We start from the raw sequence: 18925 nt of genomic DNA, 5'->3' as shown, positions 1-18925 counted from the left end.
TGTAGGCAAATGTAGATAAACCGTCCGAAACGGAACTTTCAATTCATTTCTTCCTTCTCTGATACTGTCTAACAGGACTTTGTTTTCGTTCATTTCAACTTAAAATTCGTCCAAAACAAGCGTTACAGGAGGCTACAAAGAGGGTAAAAGGGTAAAATAGCCTAAAAACAGAATGACTGAAACTGATAAAAAGATGAAGGTTATTAGTTCTTGTTTAGTTCCTTTTTGCACGGAAATGAGCCACTATGATTTATAACTTTTGTCGAGGTTTTAAGTAACTCTTATGCCACTCGGAAATAGTTCATTGCCTAGCAGGTTTTCGTTTAACTTAAGTCAAACGAAAACTTATTAGGCAATCAGAACAATAATATAGGTAATAGGAAGAAATAAAAGCTGCACCGTGACTGGTTATAACCAATAATAACAGATTTGGCTCATTTTCGTACGGTTATGAACTTATTGTTACTAATAAGTTTCTTAGTTACTTTTAAGCAATCGTTTACCTATTGATAGCTATTTCATTGCCTAACAAATTTGCGTTTGACAATTGTCAAGCGATAGTTCAACATATGTCAAGCGTTCGTTCAACAACTGTCAAACGAAAACTTGTTGGGCAATTGAAAGAATAATATAAGCAATTGAAAGAAATAAAAGCTGTATGTTGACGAGTTATTGTCAGCGATAGTGTCTTTGGCTCATTTCGGTGCAGGCATGAACAAGATTCACCTCTGTGCCCTCCGCGTCCTCTGTGGTGAACAAATGCATAACCGCAAAGCAATTACTTAGTATGCTGCTTCACATACTCCGATGGCAGACAACCGACATACTTCTTGAAACTGGTAGAGAAGTAAGAAGAAGATCCGAAGCCTACCATTCCGCTAATCTCCGAAATGGAGTAGCGCCCTTCAAGCAACAATTTACACGCTTTATTAAAACGGATGCGCCGGATAAAGTTGGCAGGCGGTTCACCGGATATGGAATTCATCTTGAGATACAGTGACGAACGGCTCATACAAAGCTGGCTGGCCAACTCATCAGAGGTGAAGTCTTCATTACTGATATTTTCTTCTACCACCTGAATAGCTTTGCTCATGAATTCCTCATCCAGATTATTCGAAGTCATTTTAGCAGTATCTATATCAATCGTATTCGAATAATAGTGTTTCAACCGCTGGCGTGCTTTCAGTTGATTAGCAATTTTTCCTTTCAATAAATGAATCGAGAACGGTTTGGCAATGTAATCATCCGCTCCAGCCTGAATGCCTTCCGTCTGTGCATCGACACTTCCTTTGGCAGACAACAGCAGGACGGGAATATGGCAGGTTTGCAGATTTCGTTTAATAAGCTGGCAAAGTTTGATACCGTCAATACCCGGCATCATCACGTCGGAAAGAACAATATCCACACGGTGCTCTTTCATAATAGCCAATGCTTCTTCGCCGTTTCCGGCGGTAAGCGTCACATAGTTCTGCCGGAAATTATCTTTCAGGTAATCCACCATCTCTTTATTGTCATCTACCAACAAGATAGTAGGCCGTTCTTCCTCGCTGCCAACTTCTATCTGATCGTCGTCCGATTTCTCTTCTGAAACCACAGCCGACGCATCACCAGAGAAATATTCATCAGCCACCGGAAGCTCCCGGAGAGAAGCAGATGTTTCGACTTCATGTGCCGGCAATTCACGTTCTTTCTCCGTGAAGGCAGCCATATCAGCAGGTAGCGTGACTTTAAATTCGGTATATTGAGCAGGTTCGCTTGCTACCGTAATAGTGCCGTGATGCTTTTCTACCAGCATCTTCACCAATGACAATCCGATACCCGTCCCCTTTCGCTGACCGTCTACCTGATAGAAACGTTCGAAAATGCGGGTTAGCTGTTCCGGAGACATACCGATTCCGCTATCTCTTACCGTGAAACCATAGGTATCTCCCTCTGTCCATAAGGAAAGCGAAATACTTCCGCCATCCGGTGTAAACTTAAAGGCGTTAGACAGCAGGTTCATCAAGATGGTCTCTACATACGTCCGGTCCGCAGGAAACAATCGTCCTTCCAGATCGGATTTTATATGAAAGCTGATAGCACGTTTCTGCGCATTTTCTTTAAACAGGGCAAAAGCATCTTGCAACAGTTCTTCCACATTTACCTGCGCAACATGAATAGGCATTGCACCTGCTTCAGCTTTACGGAAATCCAGTAACTGGTTGACAATGTGCAACAACTTACGACCGTTCTTATAAACGTAATCTAGTTTCTGTTGTACCGGAGTACCTTTTAGATTGCTCTGCCCCAAGAGTTCCTCCAACGGAGCCAGTATCAGACTCAACGGAGTACGCAACTCATGAGACATATTCATGTAAAAACGTACTTTCTCCTGACTGATTTCTTCTATCTTGTTTCGTTCTATCTGTTCGATCCGGACTTGCATCTTCATTTTGGCACGGGCAATAAAGAAATAGATCACAAAGACGAGAAGCCCTAAAGAAAAGAAAATGAAAAGTGTCTTTGCCCACCAAGTCTGATACCACATCGGAATGATATGCACAAAAAATTCAGTGGTCGCCTCGCTCCACTTTCCATTGTTGTTACATGCCTTCACCTTAAACACATACTCACCGGGCGGAAGATTAGAATAACTCGCCCGTGCAAAGGAAACATGACGGGAGTAGTTCCACTCGGTTTCAAAGCCTTCCAATTTGTAAACGAACTGATTCCGCTTGCCAGCCAAATAGTTGATAACGGCAAACCGGATATTAAAAAGTTTCTGATCGGAAGGGAACGACATACCCAGCATCCGCCCTTGCTCGTCCTGATAATAACGCACCCGTTCACTTTTCATATCCGTAATCACCTGATTTAAGACAACGGCTCCTGTTACCACCGCATCCGGGGAATATGGATTATCACCCAATTCGTATGGCTTGAAATAGGCAACGCCCCCAAGAGACCCCAGGTAGAATGTACCATCGTGCGCTTTGCAAGCTCCGAAATAGTTAAACTGATCGTGAGGCAATCCGTCCTGCTTTGAATAGTTGAGGAAAGTACCCTCCTCCGTATTGAAGCAAGCCAGTCCCTTGTTAGTTGTCAACCATAAACGCCCCCGTTCATCTTCCAGTATATTATAAATAAAGTCGTTTGGCAAACCGTCTTTCATCGTATAGTGTTTCCAGGCAGTCGGTACTCCTTCCTTATAGCAATATAATCCTGTGGAAGAACCAATCCAGATTTCATGACGGCTATCCTCCTGTACACAGAAAGCCTGTATCAACCCATGCAGATAAGCCGAAGAGGAAAGATGCAGTTCTTCCAGTTTCCCGCCGGCATACAAAAACAGGCTCTCTTCCGTACCGATCCAGATTCTTCCTTTGGAATCACGGAACAACGTATATATCAATACATTCTCCAACTTTTTATGCTTTTTAGCCAACGGATGCTGCGAAAGTTCGCTGGTCTGTTTGTCGAAAAGGTAAAGCCCGCTCATGCCGCCTACCCAAAGTGTTCCATCTGTTCCGTCTAATAAGGAGTAACAACTGTTAGTCAGGGAAGTAGAATGGGGAAAGGAATATGTTTCTATCCTGCCACTCTGATGACGCAGACGGCTCATTCCCCCTCCATGAGTGCCGATATAGACACTTCCATCCTTGTCCGTCCATATACATTTTATATTGTCCGACTTTAAAGCGTTGGCGGAAGTACCCGTCCGGTAATATGAAAAGACTCCGGTTTTCCGGTTATAATAATTTAATCCGCCGTCGTTCGTGCCGATCCAGAGATTGCCATTATCCGGGTCTTCGGCAATACAGCTCACCGTGTTATCACTTAACGAATTCCGCCAGGCGGAATGTTGCAAGCGTCCGAATGCCGGAGCAAGGGGATGATAATAATTAAGCCCGCCATAAAATGTACCGATCCACATTCCCCCTTGATTGTCTTTCAAGATAGAGCGGATGGAATTATGCCCCAAAGTAGTCGGATCTTCAGGAGAAAAACGGCAGATACGAAAAGTTCCCGTCTCCGGTTCAAGGATAAGCAAACCTTCCATGGTTCCTATCCAAACCCTTCCTTTATCATCTCCGGACAATGTCCTGACCGAGTTCGTAAGGAAATAAGCAGGAGTATTTTGCTTGTTATAATGATGTTTTATTTGAAAGTTGTTATCCACACAATACACCCCGTTTGTCAATGAAGCCAGCCAACAGTTGCCAGTTTTGTCGTCATAGAGCATATCGGAGATGGTTTCTCCTTTCAATTGGAGAAGAAGCCGGGTCACGTTTTCGTTGCGTACATAATAGAAATAGACACCTTCCGAAGTTCCCAACAGGAAACCGTCATTCATCCGGCAAACTGAATAGATCGTTTTTCCGGCAAGTTCCGGCAGCACTTTCATCCGCCCGGTCTTTTTATCAAAAACCACCAGACCGATATTGGTAGCAAGCAAAAGCCGGTCGCCTTCCTCCGGTTCTCCGATAGCCAATACTTGCATCGGCTGATTGTCCGGTGAAGAATAATTGGTGAAATTATTCCCTACTATATTATAACGGGATAAACCGACCTGTGTACCTACCCATACCGTACCTTTCGAATCGGTATGAAGTGAATAGACATGATTGTTTGCCAGACTGGTCGTATCATCCGGCGCTTTATAATACGAAACGAAACGGGAACCTTCATACCAGTTCAGTCCGTCTATGGTGCCTACCCAAAGCTTATTATTATGATCTTGTGTCAGAGCAAGCACAGTATTTTGCGACAGCCCGTCATCCACGGATAATCGCTTAAAATGAATGAAGCTGTCGGCGGCCGATACCGCCAAAGGAAAAAATAAAATGCAAACGGTTAATCCGAATAGGTACTTAAATAGCAAATGCCGGTCTTTCATGAGCTAATATTGAAGAATTTATCGTAAAGATAAGTATTTTCAATTCAATCTGATAAATGAATCCCGTTTTTTAACTCATATAAAGGACCGGTATCGGCTCAAAACAGGACAACCGCGCCAAAGTCCGACAGTTATGAATTCATATTTTAGACGCAATTGCCCTGAACTTTAATTTTTTTTTACGGTTTCTCTTCAAGTTAGTAAGACGGATTTTCTGATTTTTCTTTCAGATCTTTATAACGTTTCAAGGCTTCCAGATAATAATAATCGGCATAATTGAGCGGAGTATCAATTTCACTGTCGTGCGGGAAACTACCAACCGAATGTAACAGGACGAAACCATGATTTTCTCCTTCTTGGGCCAAATAATCATCAGAGGATAACTGTTTCAGGATATGCTCCGCATAACGGAAATATTCTTCCCCTTGTTTCTTGTCGCCATAACCACTCAACTCCAGCAATGCAGAAGCTGTTACGGCAGCCGCAGAAGCATCCCGCGGTTCATTCGGAATCTTGGGAGCATCATAATCCCAATAAGGTACATAGTCATATTCGGACGGACGGTGATCGATAATGAACCGTGCTATTTTATGAGCGGCATCCAGATAGTTCTGTTGCTTGGTGAAGCGATAACACATGGTATATCCATACACTCCCCAAGCCTGTCCACGCGCCCAAGCGGAAGAATCGGCATATCCCTGAAAGGTTCCTTTCGACTCTACTTCACCGCTATCCGCCAGATAACTTACCACATGATAGGAAGTCATGTCCTCCCGGAAGTGATTCTTCAACGTTTTGTTAGCATGAGAGATGGCTATTTCACGATATTTCGGATTATTGGTTTGCTCCGAAGCCCAGAACAACATTTCAAGGTTCATCATATTATCAATAATCACCGGATAGCTCCAATCACCGAAATCCCACGAACGAATCAGTCCGACTTCCGGACGAAAACGGGAGCACAAGCTTTCTGAAGAATGAATCAGAATCAAACTGTCCGTTGGCTCCGGTTTCAAACGGATGCCCTGCCCATAACTGCAAAACATCATAAAACCCAAATCGTGATTACCCGTATAATATTGCATATCCTGCAGACGGTTCGTATATTTACGCGCCTCTTTTGCGAGAGCCTCATCACCGGTCAACTCGTATGCCAGCCACATGGAACCGGGATAGAAACCACTCGTCCAATCTGTGGGGTGCTCCAGTCTGTACTTTCCTTCTTTGATAGAACGGGGAAAACAGGCGGTATCCGGTTCATTCTTCAATTGTTCTGCCATATAGAGCAACTGATGTCCCGCTGTTTTCACTGCATGGTCGAACCATCCCATCTCATTTCCTTTTGAAGCATCGCAAGCAGTCAGGAGCGCCATACTCCCTACCGCCAGTAAAAGTTTGTTTTTCATTGTTCCACTTTATTTTGTTACTGTATTCTATTACTGGCAACAAAGTTAGAGCAAGTCGCGAACAGCCCCTTTGCAAATCTATTTTTTCATTTTCGTTTCTATTTCTACGGACTTTGATTTTGTCCAAAAGTGCTTTGTTTTTATCTTTTATAGAAAAACAGGCACGGATTTTACCAAATAAGCTGTTGTCAGGCATAACCAAACAACTATGCAGCCTTTTGCAAAATCCGTGCCTCCACTAAAAAGTACACGCTCTTTTATCTCACAATATCTTCCGGAAACTTAGCCGGCATTTCCACCCTCTTCCAGGTTTCATAATACCAGGTGTTCAACTCATTTCCATTCAAATCATTCTTGATAAAATATTTTAGATGGAGATAATCATTGTCTTTAATCTCAAATTCCAAAATATTGTCCTGATTGTCCAGCATCGGGAGATGAATGTTCTTCTCGATACTTTCCTTATAAGAATCGTCCGTGAGTTGTTTATAAGTACCATATCCAGTAATAATCGCATCCGCACCGGGAATAATGGTAAAGTTAACGATTTGTCCGTCATCACTCAATACTTTAAATGTATTACTGGGTTTCAACGCTCCCGGAACACCGGGAGATTCGGAGACATAATGGCAGAGCTGCCAAATACCTTTCAAATCGGCCGCTTTGAATTTGGTTTTCTTCTGGGCCGTCGCACCTGTTACCGCTAACAACATTATTGAAAGCATGGTAAAGAAATAGAGCTTTTTCATTGTTGTATTATTTTAGTTAACACTCTCGAATGCGTATTTCCAAATATAAAGATTTATTTTGAGAATACAGCAATTCAGAGCATAAAAAAAACTCGCATAACCTGAAGATTATGCGAGTTTTACATAAATATACCGAAATATTAGAAATCAGCATTTCTTGGCGTACGTGGGAACGGTATCACGTCACGGATATTCGCCATACCTGTTACAAACAATAACAGACGTTCGAACCCTAATCCGAAACCGGAGTGAGGACAAGTACCGAACTTACGGGTATCCAGATACCACCACATATCCTTCATCGGGATGTGCATTTCTTCAATACGGGTCATCAGCTTGTTATAGTCGGCTTCACGTTCGGAACCACCGATAATTTCACCAATTTTCGGGAAAAGAACGTCCATGGCACGTACAGTCTTACCGTCTTCGTTCTGCTTCATATAGAAGGCTTTGATTTCCTTCGGATAGTCAGTCAGAATCACCGGACGTTTGAAGTGTTCTTCCACTAAGAAACGTTCGTGTTCGGAAGCCAGGTCCACACCCCAGTAAACCGGGAATTCGAACTTATGTCCTTTCGCAACAGCTTCTTCAAGAATCTTGATACCGTCTGTATAAGGCAAACATACGAAATCATCTTTCAATACACCTTGCAGACGTTCAATCAAGCCTTTGTCGAACATATCGTTCAGGAACTTCACATCATCCGCACAGTTATCCAACGCCCATTTCACACAATATTTGATGAACTCTTCTGCCAAGTCCATGTTGTCTGTAATGTCGTTGAAAGCCACTTCCGGCTCAATCATCCAGAACTCTGCCAAGTGGCGGGGAGTGTTGGAGTTTTCGGCACGGAACGTAGGACCGAATGTGTAGATAGCTCCCAAAGCAGTAGCAGCCAATTCACCTTCCAACTGACCGGAAACGGTCAAACTCGCCTGCTTACCGAAGAAATCATCTTCATAAGAGATAGAACCTCTCTCGTCTTTCTTCAAGTCATACAGGTTCATGGTAGTCACTTGGAACATTTGTCCGGCACCTTCACAATCGGAAGCCGTAATGATCGGCGTATGGAAATAGAAGAAGCCCTTTTCATGAAAGAACTTGTGAATAGCAATCGCCATGTTGTGACGGATGCGGAACACAGCACCAAACGTATTCGTACGCGGACGCAAGTGAGCTATCTCGCGCAGAAACTCCATGGAGTGACCTTTCTTCTGCAATGGATATGTATTATCGCAAGTACCCAGCACTTCGATTTCGCGAGCCTGTACTTCCACTTTCTGACCGGAACCTACTGACTCTACCATTTCTCCGTTCACGCTAATACAAGCGCCGGTAGTAATCAGTTTCAGCATCTCTTCATCGAAATTAGCCAAATCTACTACGACCTGCAAATTATTTATTGTAGAACCGTCATTCAGTGCGATAAAGTTTACTTGTTTGCTACCTCTGCGGGTGCGAACCCATCCTTTCACATTGACCATCGCGCCAATATCTGTGCGCTTCAACAGATCAACAATTTTTGTTCTACCAATCTTTTCCATTTAACTTTTTCTTTTTAGATACAAGAAGACGAGGTTTCAATTACAGGATTCATTTTTCCCGCTCTCTTTCCTCGTCCTCTGTCAAGTTGTTATTTATTGACTTATTATTCAAACGATCCCATGCGGAGGTAGTTTACTTCTGCTTCCGACAGGTAACGCCAGTCTCCGCGACGCAGACCTTTTTTGGTCAGTCCGGCGAAGAACACACGGTCGAGTTTTACTACTTTATAACCCAGTGATTCGAAAATACGGCGAACGATACGGTTCTTTCCGGAGTGAATTTCGATACCTACCTGGTCTTTCTTGAAATCATCTGTATAACTGATCGCATCTGCATGGATTTCACCGTCTTCCAACTGAATACCAGCTGCAATCTGATCCATATCTGCTTTGGTCAGGTTCTTGTCCAGATGAACATGATAAATTTTCTTCTTCAGGAATTTCGGGTGTGTCAGCTTGGAAGCCAGATCACCGTCATTCGTCAGCAAGAGTACACCAGTCGTGTTACGGTCAAGACGTCCTACGGGATAGATACGTTCGTTGCAAGCGCCTTTCACTAAATCCATTACTGTACGGCGTTCTTGTGGATCATCCGATGTAGTAACCGTATCTTTCGGCTTATTCAACAATACATATACCTTACGTTCGATGCTTACCGGTTCATCGTGGAACTTAACCACATCCGAACGCTTGATCTTTGTACCCAATTCCGTTACTACTTCACCGTTTACAGAAACCACACCTGCTGTGATAAATTCATCAGCCTCGCGACGTGAACAAACACCAGCATTAGCCAGGAACTTATTCAGACGGATCGGTTCATTCGGATCAACAAACTGTTCCTTGTACTCGATCTGTTTCTTTACGCTATACTTAGCATTCGGATCATAATCGCCGGTACGCGGACGAGGACGATAGCCTCCTTGTGAACGGTCATTGTTGTATCTCGGACGATAGCCGCCACCGCCACCACCGTTGTTGCTGCGATAGCCGCCACCACCTTCACCGTTATTGAAACGGGGACGATATGGACGGTCACCACCTTCACGGTTGTAAGAAGGACGTTGAGGACGGTCGCCACCTTCGCCGTTATTAAAGCGGGGACGGTAAGGACGGTCGCCACCTTCGCCGCTATTGAAACGGGGACGTTGGGGACGGTCATAAGAACCACCTTCACGGTTGTAGGAAGGACGTTGAGGACGATCATAAGAACCACCTTCGCGGTTGTAAGGACGTTGCGGGCGTTCGCCTCCTTCATTATTGTTATTGAAGCGAGGACGATACGGACGATCGCCACCTTCACGATTGTAAGAAGGACGTTGAGGACGATCGCCATAAGAGCGGTCACCATACGAACGCTGTGGGCGTTCGCCTCCTTCATTGTTGGCATTAAATCGCGGGCGATACGGGCGATCCCCGCCTTCACGGTTGTAAGAAGGACGATACGGACGTTCTCCACCTTCTCTGTTGTAAGACCTGTTACCATCACGGCCGGCACCTGTATTCTCTTCATTGAAAGAATTTTCGCGCCATTCTTCGTTTTCTGTGCTCATTTTTTTATTCGAATAAAATTAGACTTTGGCCTCACGGCCTATTTAAAAACACGTTTATTATATAAGTAAACAATTAAAGCCCCGTATAAGTATGGGGAGTGATTGCTCTTAACTCTTTTTTAATATCTTCGCTTACATTCAATTCTTCGATAAACTCTTTAATAGAACTTTCTGTAATAGCCTGATTGGTCCGGGTTAAAGCTTTCAAAGCTTCATACGGATGCGGATAAGCCTCACGGCGCAGAATGGTTTGAATAGCTTCTGCCACTACGCTCCAACAGTTATCCAAGTCACGATAGATAGCCGGTTCGTTCAGCAACAGTTTACGCAATCCCTTCAAAGAACTCTGAATGGCAATCACGATATGACCGAAAGGCACACCTACATTACGCAGCACTGTCGAGTCTGTCAAATCGCGCTGCAAACGGGAAACAGGAAGTTTCACCGCCAAATGTTCCAGGATAGACGTTGCTATACCCAGGTTACCTTCCGCATTTTCAAAGTCAATCGGATTCACTTTATGCGGCATGGCACTCGATCCCACTTCTCCGGCTTTAATCTTCTGCTTGAAATACTCCATAGAGATGTACTGCCAGAAGTCACGATTCATATCGACCATAATCGTATTGATACGCTTCATACTATCAAAAACAGCAGAAAGGTTATCATAGTTCGAAATCTGTGTAGTATATTCTTCACGCTCCAATCCCAGTTTCTCTGCAACAAACCGATTACCGAATTGTTTCCAGTCATATTGAGGATAAGCTACATGATGTGCATTGTAATTTCCGGTAGCACCACCAAACTTAGCGGTAATCGGACATGCCTTCAACATAGCCAGTTGACGTTCGAGACGGTAAACGAATACCATCACTTCCTTGCCTAAACGAGTAGGAGAAGCCGGTTGACCGTGAGTTTTGGCAAGCATCGGAATGTTAGCCCATTCTGTTGCATAAGTTTTCAACTGTGCAATCAGTTCTTCAATCAACGGATAGTAAACCTGTTCCAATGCTTCTTTGATAGAAAGAGGAACAGACGTATTGTTAATATCCTGAGAAGTCAGTCCGAAGTGGATAAACTCTTTGTAGTCATCCATTCCGCCCATCTTGTCAAATTCTTCTTTCAGGAAGTATTCTACGGCCTTCACGTCGTGGTTAGTTACACTTTCGATATCTTTAATGCGCTGTGCGTCTGCTTCAGAGAAGTTACGGTAGATATTCCGTAAAGTTTCGTACACATTGCTATCGATTCCTTTTAATTGCGGCAAAGGGAGTTCGCACAAGGTAATAAAGTATTCCACCTCTACCTGTACACGGTATTTAATCAGTGCAAATTCAGAGAAATAAGCTGCCAAAGCTTTAGTTTTGCCTCTATATCGACCATCAATCGGAGATATGGCCGTTAATACATCAAGTTCCATACGTTTTCTTAGATAATTATCAGACTGCAAAATTAACTCTTTTTCCTGAGTTATAGAGCAAAAGGATAGAGAAAGTTTGTATAAAAGCGGTAAGAAATAAAAAAAGTCTCACGAATTGCTTCGTAAGACTTCCTTTTTGGTGTGGGCGCTGAGGGATTCGAACCCCCGACCCTCTGGGTGTAAACCAGATGCTCTGAACCAGCTGAGCTAAGCGCCCTTTTAAAGAGCCGGAAGTGTTTCGTTTTTTTAGTGTGGGCGCTGAGGGATTCGAACCCCCGACCCTCTGGGTGTAAACCAGATGCTCTGAACCAGCTGAGCTAAGCGCCCGTACACTTCCGTTTCAAAAGCGATGCAAAGGTACGGCATTTTTTGAATTCTGCAAACATTTCATGCATTATTTTTCAAGAAAGTTTTTGCCTAATAAAGAAAAGCTCTGATTATCAACAAATAATACAAAAAAGTTTTTTTCTCGCAACTTTCACTTCGTCCAGTCCGTCTACCAGATAAAGCAACTTATTTACGAATCACCCGTGCCGGATTCCCGACTGCAACACTGTCGTCGGGAATATCTTTCGTCACAACACTCCCCGCTCCTATCACACAACGATTACCAATCGTCACACCGGGACAGATAATAGCACCGCCACCAATCCAGCAGTCTTCGCCAATCGTCACCGGATAAGCATATTCCTTAGAGCCTCTTCTTTCCTGATAATCCATCGGATGATGAGGCGTATAAATCTGCACACAAGGACCGACCAGTGTATGAGCACCAATTGTGATATATCCTCCATCCAGAAAAGTGCAATTGGCATTAACAAACACATGTCCACCCAACTTGATTCCGTCTCCGTGATCGCAATGGAAAGGCGGGCATATAATGGAAGTTTCAGGAATCCCCGGTACCAACTTATCCAATAATTCCCTATAACCCTCATCGTACGTACTCATTCCCCGCATACGTGCCAATAGTTTTTTGGCATGTTCAAAACGTACCTGCAATTCCGGTGCAGACATATCAGCCAACTGGCTACTACGCATCTTCTCAACTTCCGTCATACCTTATATTTCTTTGCCGTTAGTAAATACAAACTTCTTTTCGTTCGAAAGAGATTCGTTAAATTCAAACCCTTCCCAAAAGAAGCTTTTCAGATCCTCCGGATTTTCAATTCGATTCTTCAGAATGAACCGTGTCATTTCACCACGGGACATTTTGATATATATCACTATCGAAGCCAATTTTCCATTCTTCCATACTTGAAATTCGGGAGTGATGACATGCACCTCTTTTTCCACCCGCCTCCAATCAAACAAGCTTTTCATCTCGTCACTGGCCAAATTGCAAAGTATGCCGCCGGCTTTCTTGATGTCTTCAATGAACACATCCGTCAAACGGGACTGCCAATAAGAAAACATCGTCTGATTACCCAGTTCAGGCAGCACTACATCTCCTTCCAACCGATAGGAACGAATAACGTCCAAAGGCCTCAACAGTCCATAACAAAAAGAAGTCAGCCGCAAGTGCTCCTGTGCATATTCAAATTCTTCTTTCGAGAAATCTTTTGCATTCAACCGTTTGAACACAATTCCGGTATAAGCCAATAAAGCAGGCAGTTCCGGTGCACCCTCCGCATGAAAAGCCTGATAACGCTTGTAATTTTCCACAGCTATTTTAGCATTCACACGCAACAGGCGTTCCAGTTCGTCCACCGAAAACTGCGACATCTGCAAAGCAATCCCGGAAGCCTCTTTTTGAAATCGCGGAACCGTCTTCAAAGGAATTTTCACCTTTGAAGTTTCACTCATAGTCTTGGCACAAGATAGAAGTACTAACATTGTTAAATCTGATTTTATCTTTTCGAAAAACAAAAATAAAAAATAAATCGCTTCTCTTGCTGGCTAATAGACAGATTATCCCTAAATTCAGCCAATAATTAACTTTAATCATTTATTAATAACAAAAACACCCCCATTATGACACACACACTAATCCCCCTGAAAGTGTTATGCTTATTGACAATCTTCTGTTTGTATGGCAGTTTATCCTATGCCAGCGTAAACTCTAAACCTTTTGTTGTCCCCGAACTCAAACAATGGACAGGAAAAGATGGTAATTTCACTCCGAAAACAAATGCGAAGATAGTATGCACCTCTGCAAATCCAGAATTACTGCGAATAGCCCAAATGTTTGCCGACGATTATCAGCAAATGTTCGGAAAAACATTAAGCGTAACTCAAGGCAAAGCCACACCCGGAGACTTCATCCTATCACTGTCAGCTGACAAAAAGCTGGGAGAAGAGGGTTATGAAATCAAGATTACCGATCGGATCACGACTTCTGCTCCCACCCCGACAGGGCTTTACTGGAGCACACGTACCCTCTTGCAAATAGCAGAACAAAGCCAGGAGCACTCATTTCCCAAAGGAATAATCCGCGACTATCCCGACTACTCCATCCGGGGATTCATGATAGACTGCGGTCGTAAATTCATTCCGATGAGCTATCTTCAGGATCTGGTAAAAATAATGGCTTATTACAAGATGAATACCCTGCAAGTCCATCTGAATGATAATGGATTCAAGCAATATTTTGATAACAACTGGGACAAGACTTACGCTGCTTTCCGTCTGGAGTCCGAAACTTATCCGGGACTGACAGCCCGCGACGGTTCTTATTCTAAAAAAGAATTTATTGATTTTCAGAAACAAGCTGCAACCAACTTTGTAGAGATTATACCGGAAATTGATATTCCGGCACATTCACTAGCATTCACTCATTACAAACCGGAAATTGGGAGCAAGGAGTACGGAATGGATCATCTTGACTTATTCAAACCGGAAACCTATCAATTTGCAGACGATCTGTTCAAAGAATACCTGAAAGGTGACGACCCTGTATTCGTGGGCAAGCGTGTGCATATCGGTACCGACGAATACTCGAATGCCAAGAAAGAGGTAGTAGAAAAATTCCGGGCTTTCACCGACCATTATATCCGGCTGGTAGAAGGCTTTGGCAAACAAGCCGTGATATGGGGCGCTCTCACTCATGCAAAAGGAGACACCCCTGTCAAATCAGAAAACATCATTATGAATGCCTGGTATAACGGATATGCCGACCCAGCAACCATGATAAAAGACGGCTACCAGCTAATCAGTATCCCGGATGAAATGGTTTATATTGTTCCATTAGCCGGTTACTATCAGGATTATCTTAACGAGGCATTTTTATATAAAGAATGGACACCGGCACATATCGGGAAAGCCGTATTCGAAGAAAAGCACCCTGCTATTCTCGGTGGCATGTTTGCCATTTGGAACGACCATGCAGGTAATGGAATTTCCGTGAAAGACATTCATCACCGTGTATTCCCTGCGTTACAAACTCTAGCAGTAAAGACATGGACAGGGAAAGAAACCAGTCTGCCATTCGAAGTGTATAATGAAAAGCGTAGTGCTATCAGTGAAGCCCCCGGAGTCAATCAATTGGGAAGAATCGGCAAGAGTCCGGCATTGGTATATGAGCGTTCTACCGTCGCTCCCGGCAGCACTTCCACTTACCCGGAAATCGGCTATAATTATACAGTCAGCTTCGACATTACCGGAGCACCAGAGAAAAGCGGAACAGAATTGTTCCGTTCACCCAATGCCGTATTCTATCTAGCAGATCCAATTCGAGGGATGATGGGTTTTGCACGCGATGGTTATTTGAATACGTTCCCATATAAAGTGAATCCGGGAGAGAAAGCGACCATTCAGATTGAAGGCGATCATCGTAGTACCACACTCAGAGTAAACGGAAAGGTTGTTGAAGAAATGAACATACAGAAATGTTATTTCAATGCAGGAAAAGATTCTATGAGTTATATACGCACATTGGTTTTCCCGCTCGAGAAAGCCGGAAACTTCAATAGCCGAATAGAGAATCTGAAAGTACACAATTATCGTGTAAGCAAATAACAGAAAACATCTATTCGCAACAAGACAACTTAAACAAAAAACTCCCCCTTTGGCATTCCAAAGAGGGAGTTCTTTCTATTTTGATAAACAGCTAAAGCTGTTTATTTATATTCCTGCCAGCTCTTGATCTGAATATCACCCAATTTCAATTCGCAGAATGCTTCGATAAAGGCACTTGCCAGACGAGCATTTGTAATCAATGGAATGTTGTGATCGATTGCACCACGACGGATACGATAGCCGTTCGTTAATTCACGTTTGCTGTGATTCTTCGGAATGTTTACGATCAGGTCAAACTTATGGTCAGCGATCATCTTCATTACATTATTCTCTGCACCTGGTTTCTCATCCGGCCAGTAAACCGGAGTCGCGTCTACTCCATGAGCATTCAGGAATGCAGCAGTTCCGGCAGTAGCATAAATCTGATATCCCTTAGCAAACAGCATACGGCTGGCATCCAGCAAATCCACTTTCGACTTCATAGCACCGGAAGAGAACATAACTGCTCTTTCAGGAATCTTGAATCCGGTAGCGATCATTGCATTCAGCAATGCTTCAGAGAAATCATCACCGATACATCCAACTTCACCTGTAGAAGACATATCCACACCCAATACCGGGTCAGCCTTGTGCAGACGAGAGAAAGAGAACTGAGATGCTTTTACACCAATCCAGTCGATATCAAATGCAGATTTATCCGGACGTGAGTACGGAGCATCCAACATGATGCGGGTAGCTGTTTCGATGAAGTTACGTTTCAGTACTTTAGAAACAAACGGGAAACTACGAGAAGCACGCAAGTTACATTCGATTACTTTCACTTCGTTGTTACGAGCCAGGAACTGGATATTGAACGGACCGGAGATATTAAGTTCTTTAGCAATCTGACGGCTGATTTTCTTGATACGGCGTGCCGTTGCAAAGTAAATCTTCTGTGCCGGGAATACCAGTGTAGCGTCACCGGAGTGAACACCGGCAAATTCCACATGTTCAGAAATAGCGTATTCCACCACCTCACCATTCTGGGCAACAGCATCAAATTCAATTTCTTTTGTATTTTCAAGGAATTGAGAAACAACTACCGGGTATTCTTTAGAAACTTCGGCAGCCATCTTCAGGAAGTTTTCCAATTCTTCGTCATCGTAGCAAACATTCATAGCAGCTCCCGAAAGAACGTAAGAAGGACGAACCAATACCGGATAGCCTACTTTTTCTACGAATCCTTTCACCTCTTCGAGACTGGTAAGTTCCATCCATGCCGGCTGGTCGATACCCAGTTGGTCAAGCATAGCAGAGAACTTGTTACGGTTTTCAGCACGGTCGATAGAGATCGGAGAAGTACCCAATACAGGAACCGACTGGCGGTAAAGTTTCATAGCCAGGTTGTTCGGAATCTGTCCACCTACAGAGACAATCACACCGCGAGGTTGTTCCAGATCGATTACGTCGAGTACACGTTCGAACGAAAGCTCGTCGAAGTACAGACGGTCGCACATATCATAGTCAGTAGAAACTGTTTCAGGGTTGTAGTTAATCATGATAGATTTGTAACCCAATTTGCGGGCTGTCTGAACGGCATTTACCGAACACCAGTCAAATTCAACCGAGCTACCGATACGGTAAGCACCCGAGCCCAGTACCACTACTGATTTTTCATTCTTATAATAGTTTACATCATAACCTTCTACTGCATAAGTCATATACAGGTAGTTAGTCAGTTCCGGATGTTCGGAAGCGATGGTATTGATACGTTTTACAGCCGGAAGAATACCCAGAGCCTTACGATGAGCACGTACAGCCAGATTTTCTTTCTCCATATTTCCAGTCGGGTTCAATACGAAACGAGCAATCTGGAAGTCAGAGAAACCTAATACTTTCGCTTCACGCATCACGTCAGCCGGAATATCTTCTACCTTATTATAAGCAGACAATTTAGCTTTGTAGTCTACGATATTTTTCAGTTTGCCAAGGAACCAGGGATCGATCTTAGTCAGGTCGTGGATACGTTCGATAGTATAACCTTCTTCCATGGCCTGTGCGATAGAGAAGATACGTAAGTCAGTCGGGCGGGAAAGTTCTTTATCCAAATCGTCAAAGTGCAGTTCGTCGTTACCTACGAAACCGTGCATACCCTGACCAATCATACGAAGACCTTTCTGGATGATTTCTTCGAAAGAACGGCCGATAGACATGATTTCACCTACCGACTTCATGCTTGAACCGATTTCACGAGATACACCGGCAAACTTAGTCAAGTCCCAACGAGGAATCTTACAGATATAATAGTCAAGTTCAGGAGCTGAATATGCAGAATTCGGAGTACCCATTTCACCGATCTGGTCGAGTGTATAGCCGAGTGCTACTTTAGCAGCAACGAATGCCAACGGATAACCGGTAGCTTTAGACGCCAATGCAGAAGAACGGCTCAAACGGGCATTTACTTCAATCACACGGTAGTCGTCCGTATCAGAGTTGAAAGCATACTGAATGTTACACTCACCCACGATACCGAGGTGACGGATACATTTAGTAGAAAGTTCCTTCAACAGAGTCAATTCTTTATCATCCAGTGAACAGGTAGGAGCCACTACGATTGATTCACCGGTGTGAATACCCAGCGGGTCAAAGTTTTCCATGCTGGCTACTGTGAAGCAATGGTCGTTAGCGTCACGGATCACTTCAAATTCGATTTCTTTCCAGCCTTTCAAAGATTCTTCTACCAGAATTTGTTTAGAGAAAGCAAAGGAACTTTCAGCCAATTTCAGGAATTCTTCTTCGTCGGCACAGATACCGCTACCAAGACCACCCAATGCATAAGCAGAACGCACCATGACAGGATAACCGATTCTGCGTGCAGCAGCAATGGCATCTTCCATGTTTTCTACTGCCTGGCTAACCGGAGTCTTCATCTCGATTTCGTTCAGTTTCTTCACGAACAAATCACGGTCTTCTGTATACATGATAGCTTCTACCGATGTACCAAGCACCTTTACTCCGTATTTATCAAGAATACCCTGTGTGTAGAGTTCCGCACCGCAGTTCAACGCAGTTTGTCCGCCGAATGCCAGCAAGATACCATCAGGACGTTCTTTCTTGATAATTTCTTCTACAAAATAAGTATTTACGGGAAGGAAATACACTTTATCGGCAATACCTTCAGAAGTCTGAATGGTTGCGATGTTCGGGTTTACCAATACTGAGCTGATACCTTCTTCTTTCAAAGCTTTCAGTGCTTGTGAACCAGAGTAGTCGAACTCTCCGGCTTGTCCGATTTTGAGTGCTCCAGAACCCAAAACGAGAACTTTCTTGATTTCCTTTTCCATTTCTTTTGTTGTTATAATAAGTTGTTATTTCTAAGTTCGTCCATAAAAAAAATGCGTTACCCTCAAAAAAGGATTAACGCATTACCAAAGAACTAAA

10 protein-coding genes and 2 tRNA genes are annotated in these 18925 nt (G+C 43.5%); 1 reads left to right on the top strand and 11 read right to left on the bottom strand.

The genetic code is table 11. From position 1 onward, the window contains the following. Positions 1-778: 778 nt before the first annotated feature. From NQ505_RS09525 to yaaA, 10 genes are all read right to left on the bottom strand, one after another. Positions 779-4876, bottom strand: coding sequence for a hybrid sensor histidine kinase/response regulator transcription factor (locus tag NQ505_RS09525; RefSeq protein ID WP_009000252.1), 4098 nt, complete (start codon positions 4874-4876; stop codon positions 779-781). 197 nt (positions 4877-5073) lie between these two features. Continuing rightward, on the bottom strand, positions 5074-6282 hold the full coding sequence (locus tag NQ505_RS09520) for a glycoside hydrolase family 88 protein (RefSeq protein ID WP_009000251.1): 1209 nt from the start codon (positions 6280-6282) through the stop codon (positions 5074-5076). Positions 6283-6539: 257 nt separating this feature from the next. Further along, positions 6540-7031: a DUF4488 domain-containing protein gene (locus tag NQ505_RS09515; RefSeq protein WP_009000250.1), complete on the bottom strand. Its 492-nt coding sequence runs from the start codon at positions 7029-7031 to the stop codon at positions 6540-6542. Positions 7032-7171: 140 nt separating this feature from the next. Beyond that, positions 7172-8575 (bottom strand): asparagine--tRNA ligase, encoded by a 1404-nt coding sequence (gene asnS / locus NQ505_RS09510; protein WP_009000249.1) that lies wholly within the window; start codon positions 8573-8575, stop codon positions 7172-7174. 104 nt (positions 8576-8679) lie between these two features. Beyond that, positions 8680-10128, bottom strand: coding sequence for a pseudouridine synthase (locus tag NQ505_RS09505; protein WP_009000248.1), 1449 nt, complete (start codon positions 10126-10128; stop codon positions 8680-8682). Between the two features lie 73 nt (positions 10129-10201). Beyond that, entirely contained in the window at positions 10202-11548 is a 1347-nt protein-coding gene (gene purB, locus NQ505_RS09500) for an adenylosuccinate lyase (protein WP_008650420.1), read from the bottom strand. A 142-nt stretch (positions 11549-11690) separates the two neighbouring features. After that, positions 11691-11765, bottom strand: a tRNA-Val gene (locus NQ505_RS09495). Positions 11766-11800: 35 nt separating this feature from the next. Next, positions 11801-11875, bottom strand: a tRNA-Val gene (locus NQ505_RS09490). 186 nt (positions 11876-12061) lie between these two features. Next, positions 12062-12607, bottom strand: coding sequence for a sugar O-acetyltransferase (locus NQ505_RS09485; protein WP_009000247.1), 546 nt, complete (start codon positions 12605-12607; stop codon positions 12062-12064). A 3-nt stretch (positions 12608-12610) separates the two neighbouring features. Beyond that, complete coding sequence (gene yaaA / locus NQ505_RS09480; protein ID WP_009000246.1) at positions 12611-13384, bottom strand: peroxide stress protein YaaA; 774 nt, start codon at positions 13382-13384, stop codon at positions 12611-12613. Positions 13385-13522: 138 nt separating this feature from the next. Between yaaA and NQ505_RS09475 the strand changes: the two genes are divergently transcribed. Next, on the top strand, positions 13523-15505 hold the full coding sequence (locus NQ505_RS09475) for a family 20 glycosylhydrolase (protein ID WP_009000245.1): 1983 nt from the start codon (positions 13523-13525) through the stop codon (positions 15503-15505). Positions 15506-15606: 101 nt separating this feature from the next. On the opposite strand, the gene carB is transcribed toward NQ505_RS09475, so the two are convergent. Further along, positions 15607-18828: a carbamoyl-phosphate synthase (glutamine-hydrolyzing) large subunit gene (gene carB / locus NQ505_RS09470; RefSeq protein ID WP_009000244.1), complete on the bottom strand. Its 3222-nt coding sequence runs from the start codon at positions 18826-18828 to the stop codon at positions 15607-15609. Positions 18829-18925 lie beyond the last annotated feature (97 nt).

The organism is Bacteroides sp. D2, assembly GCF_025147085.1.
Classification (GTDB): domain Bacteria; phylum Bacteroidota; class Bacteroidia; order Bacteroidales; family Bacteroidaceae; genus Bacteroides.
Note: the sequence above shows the minus strand (reverse complement) of the source record. Positions and strands in the feature narration are given on the sequence as shown.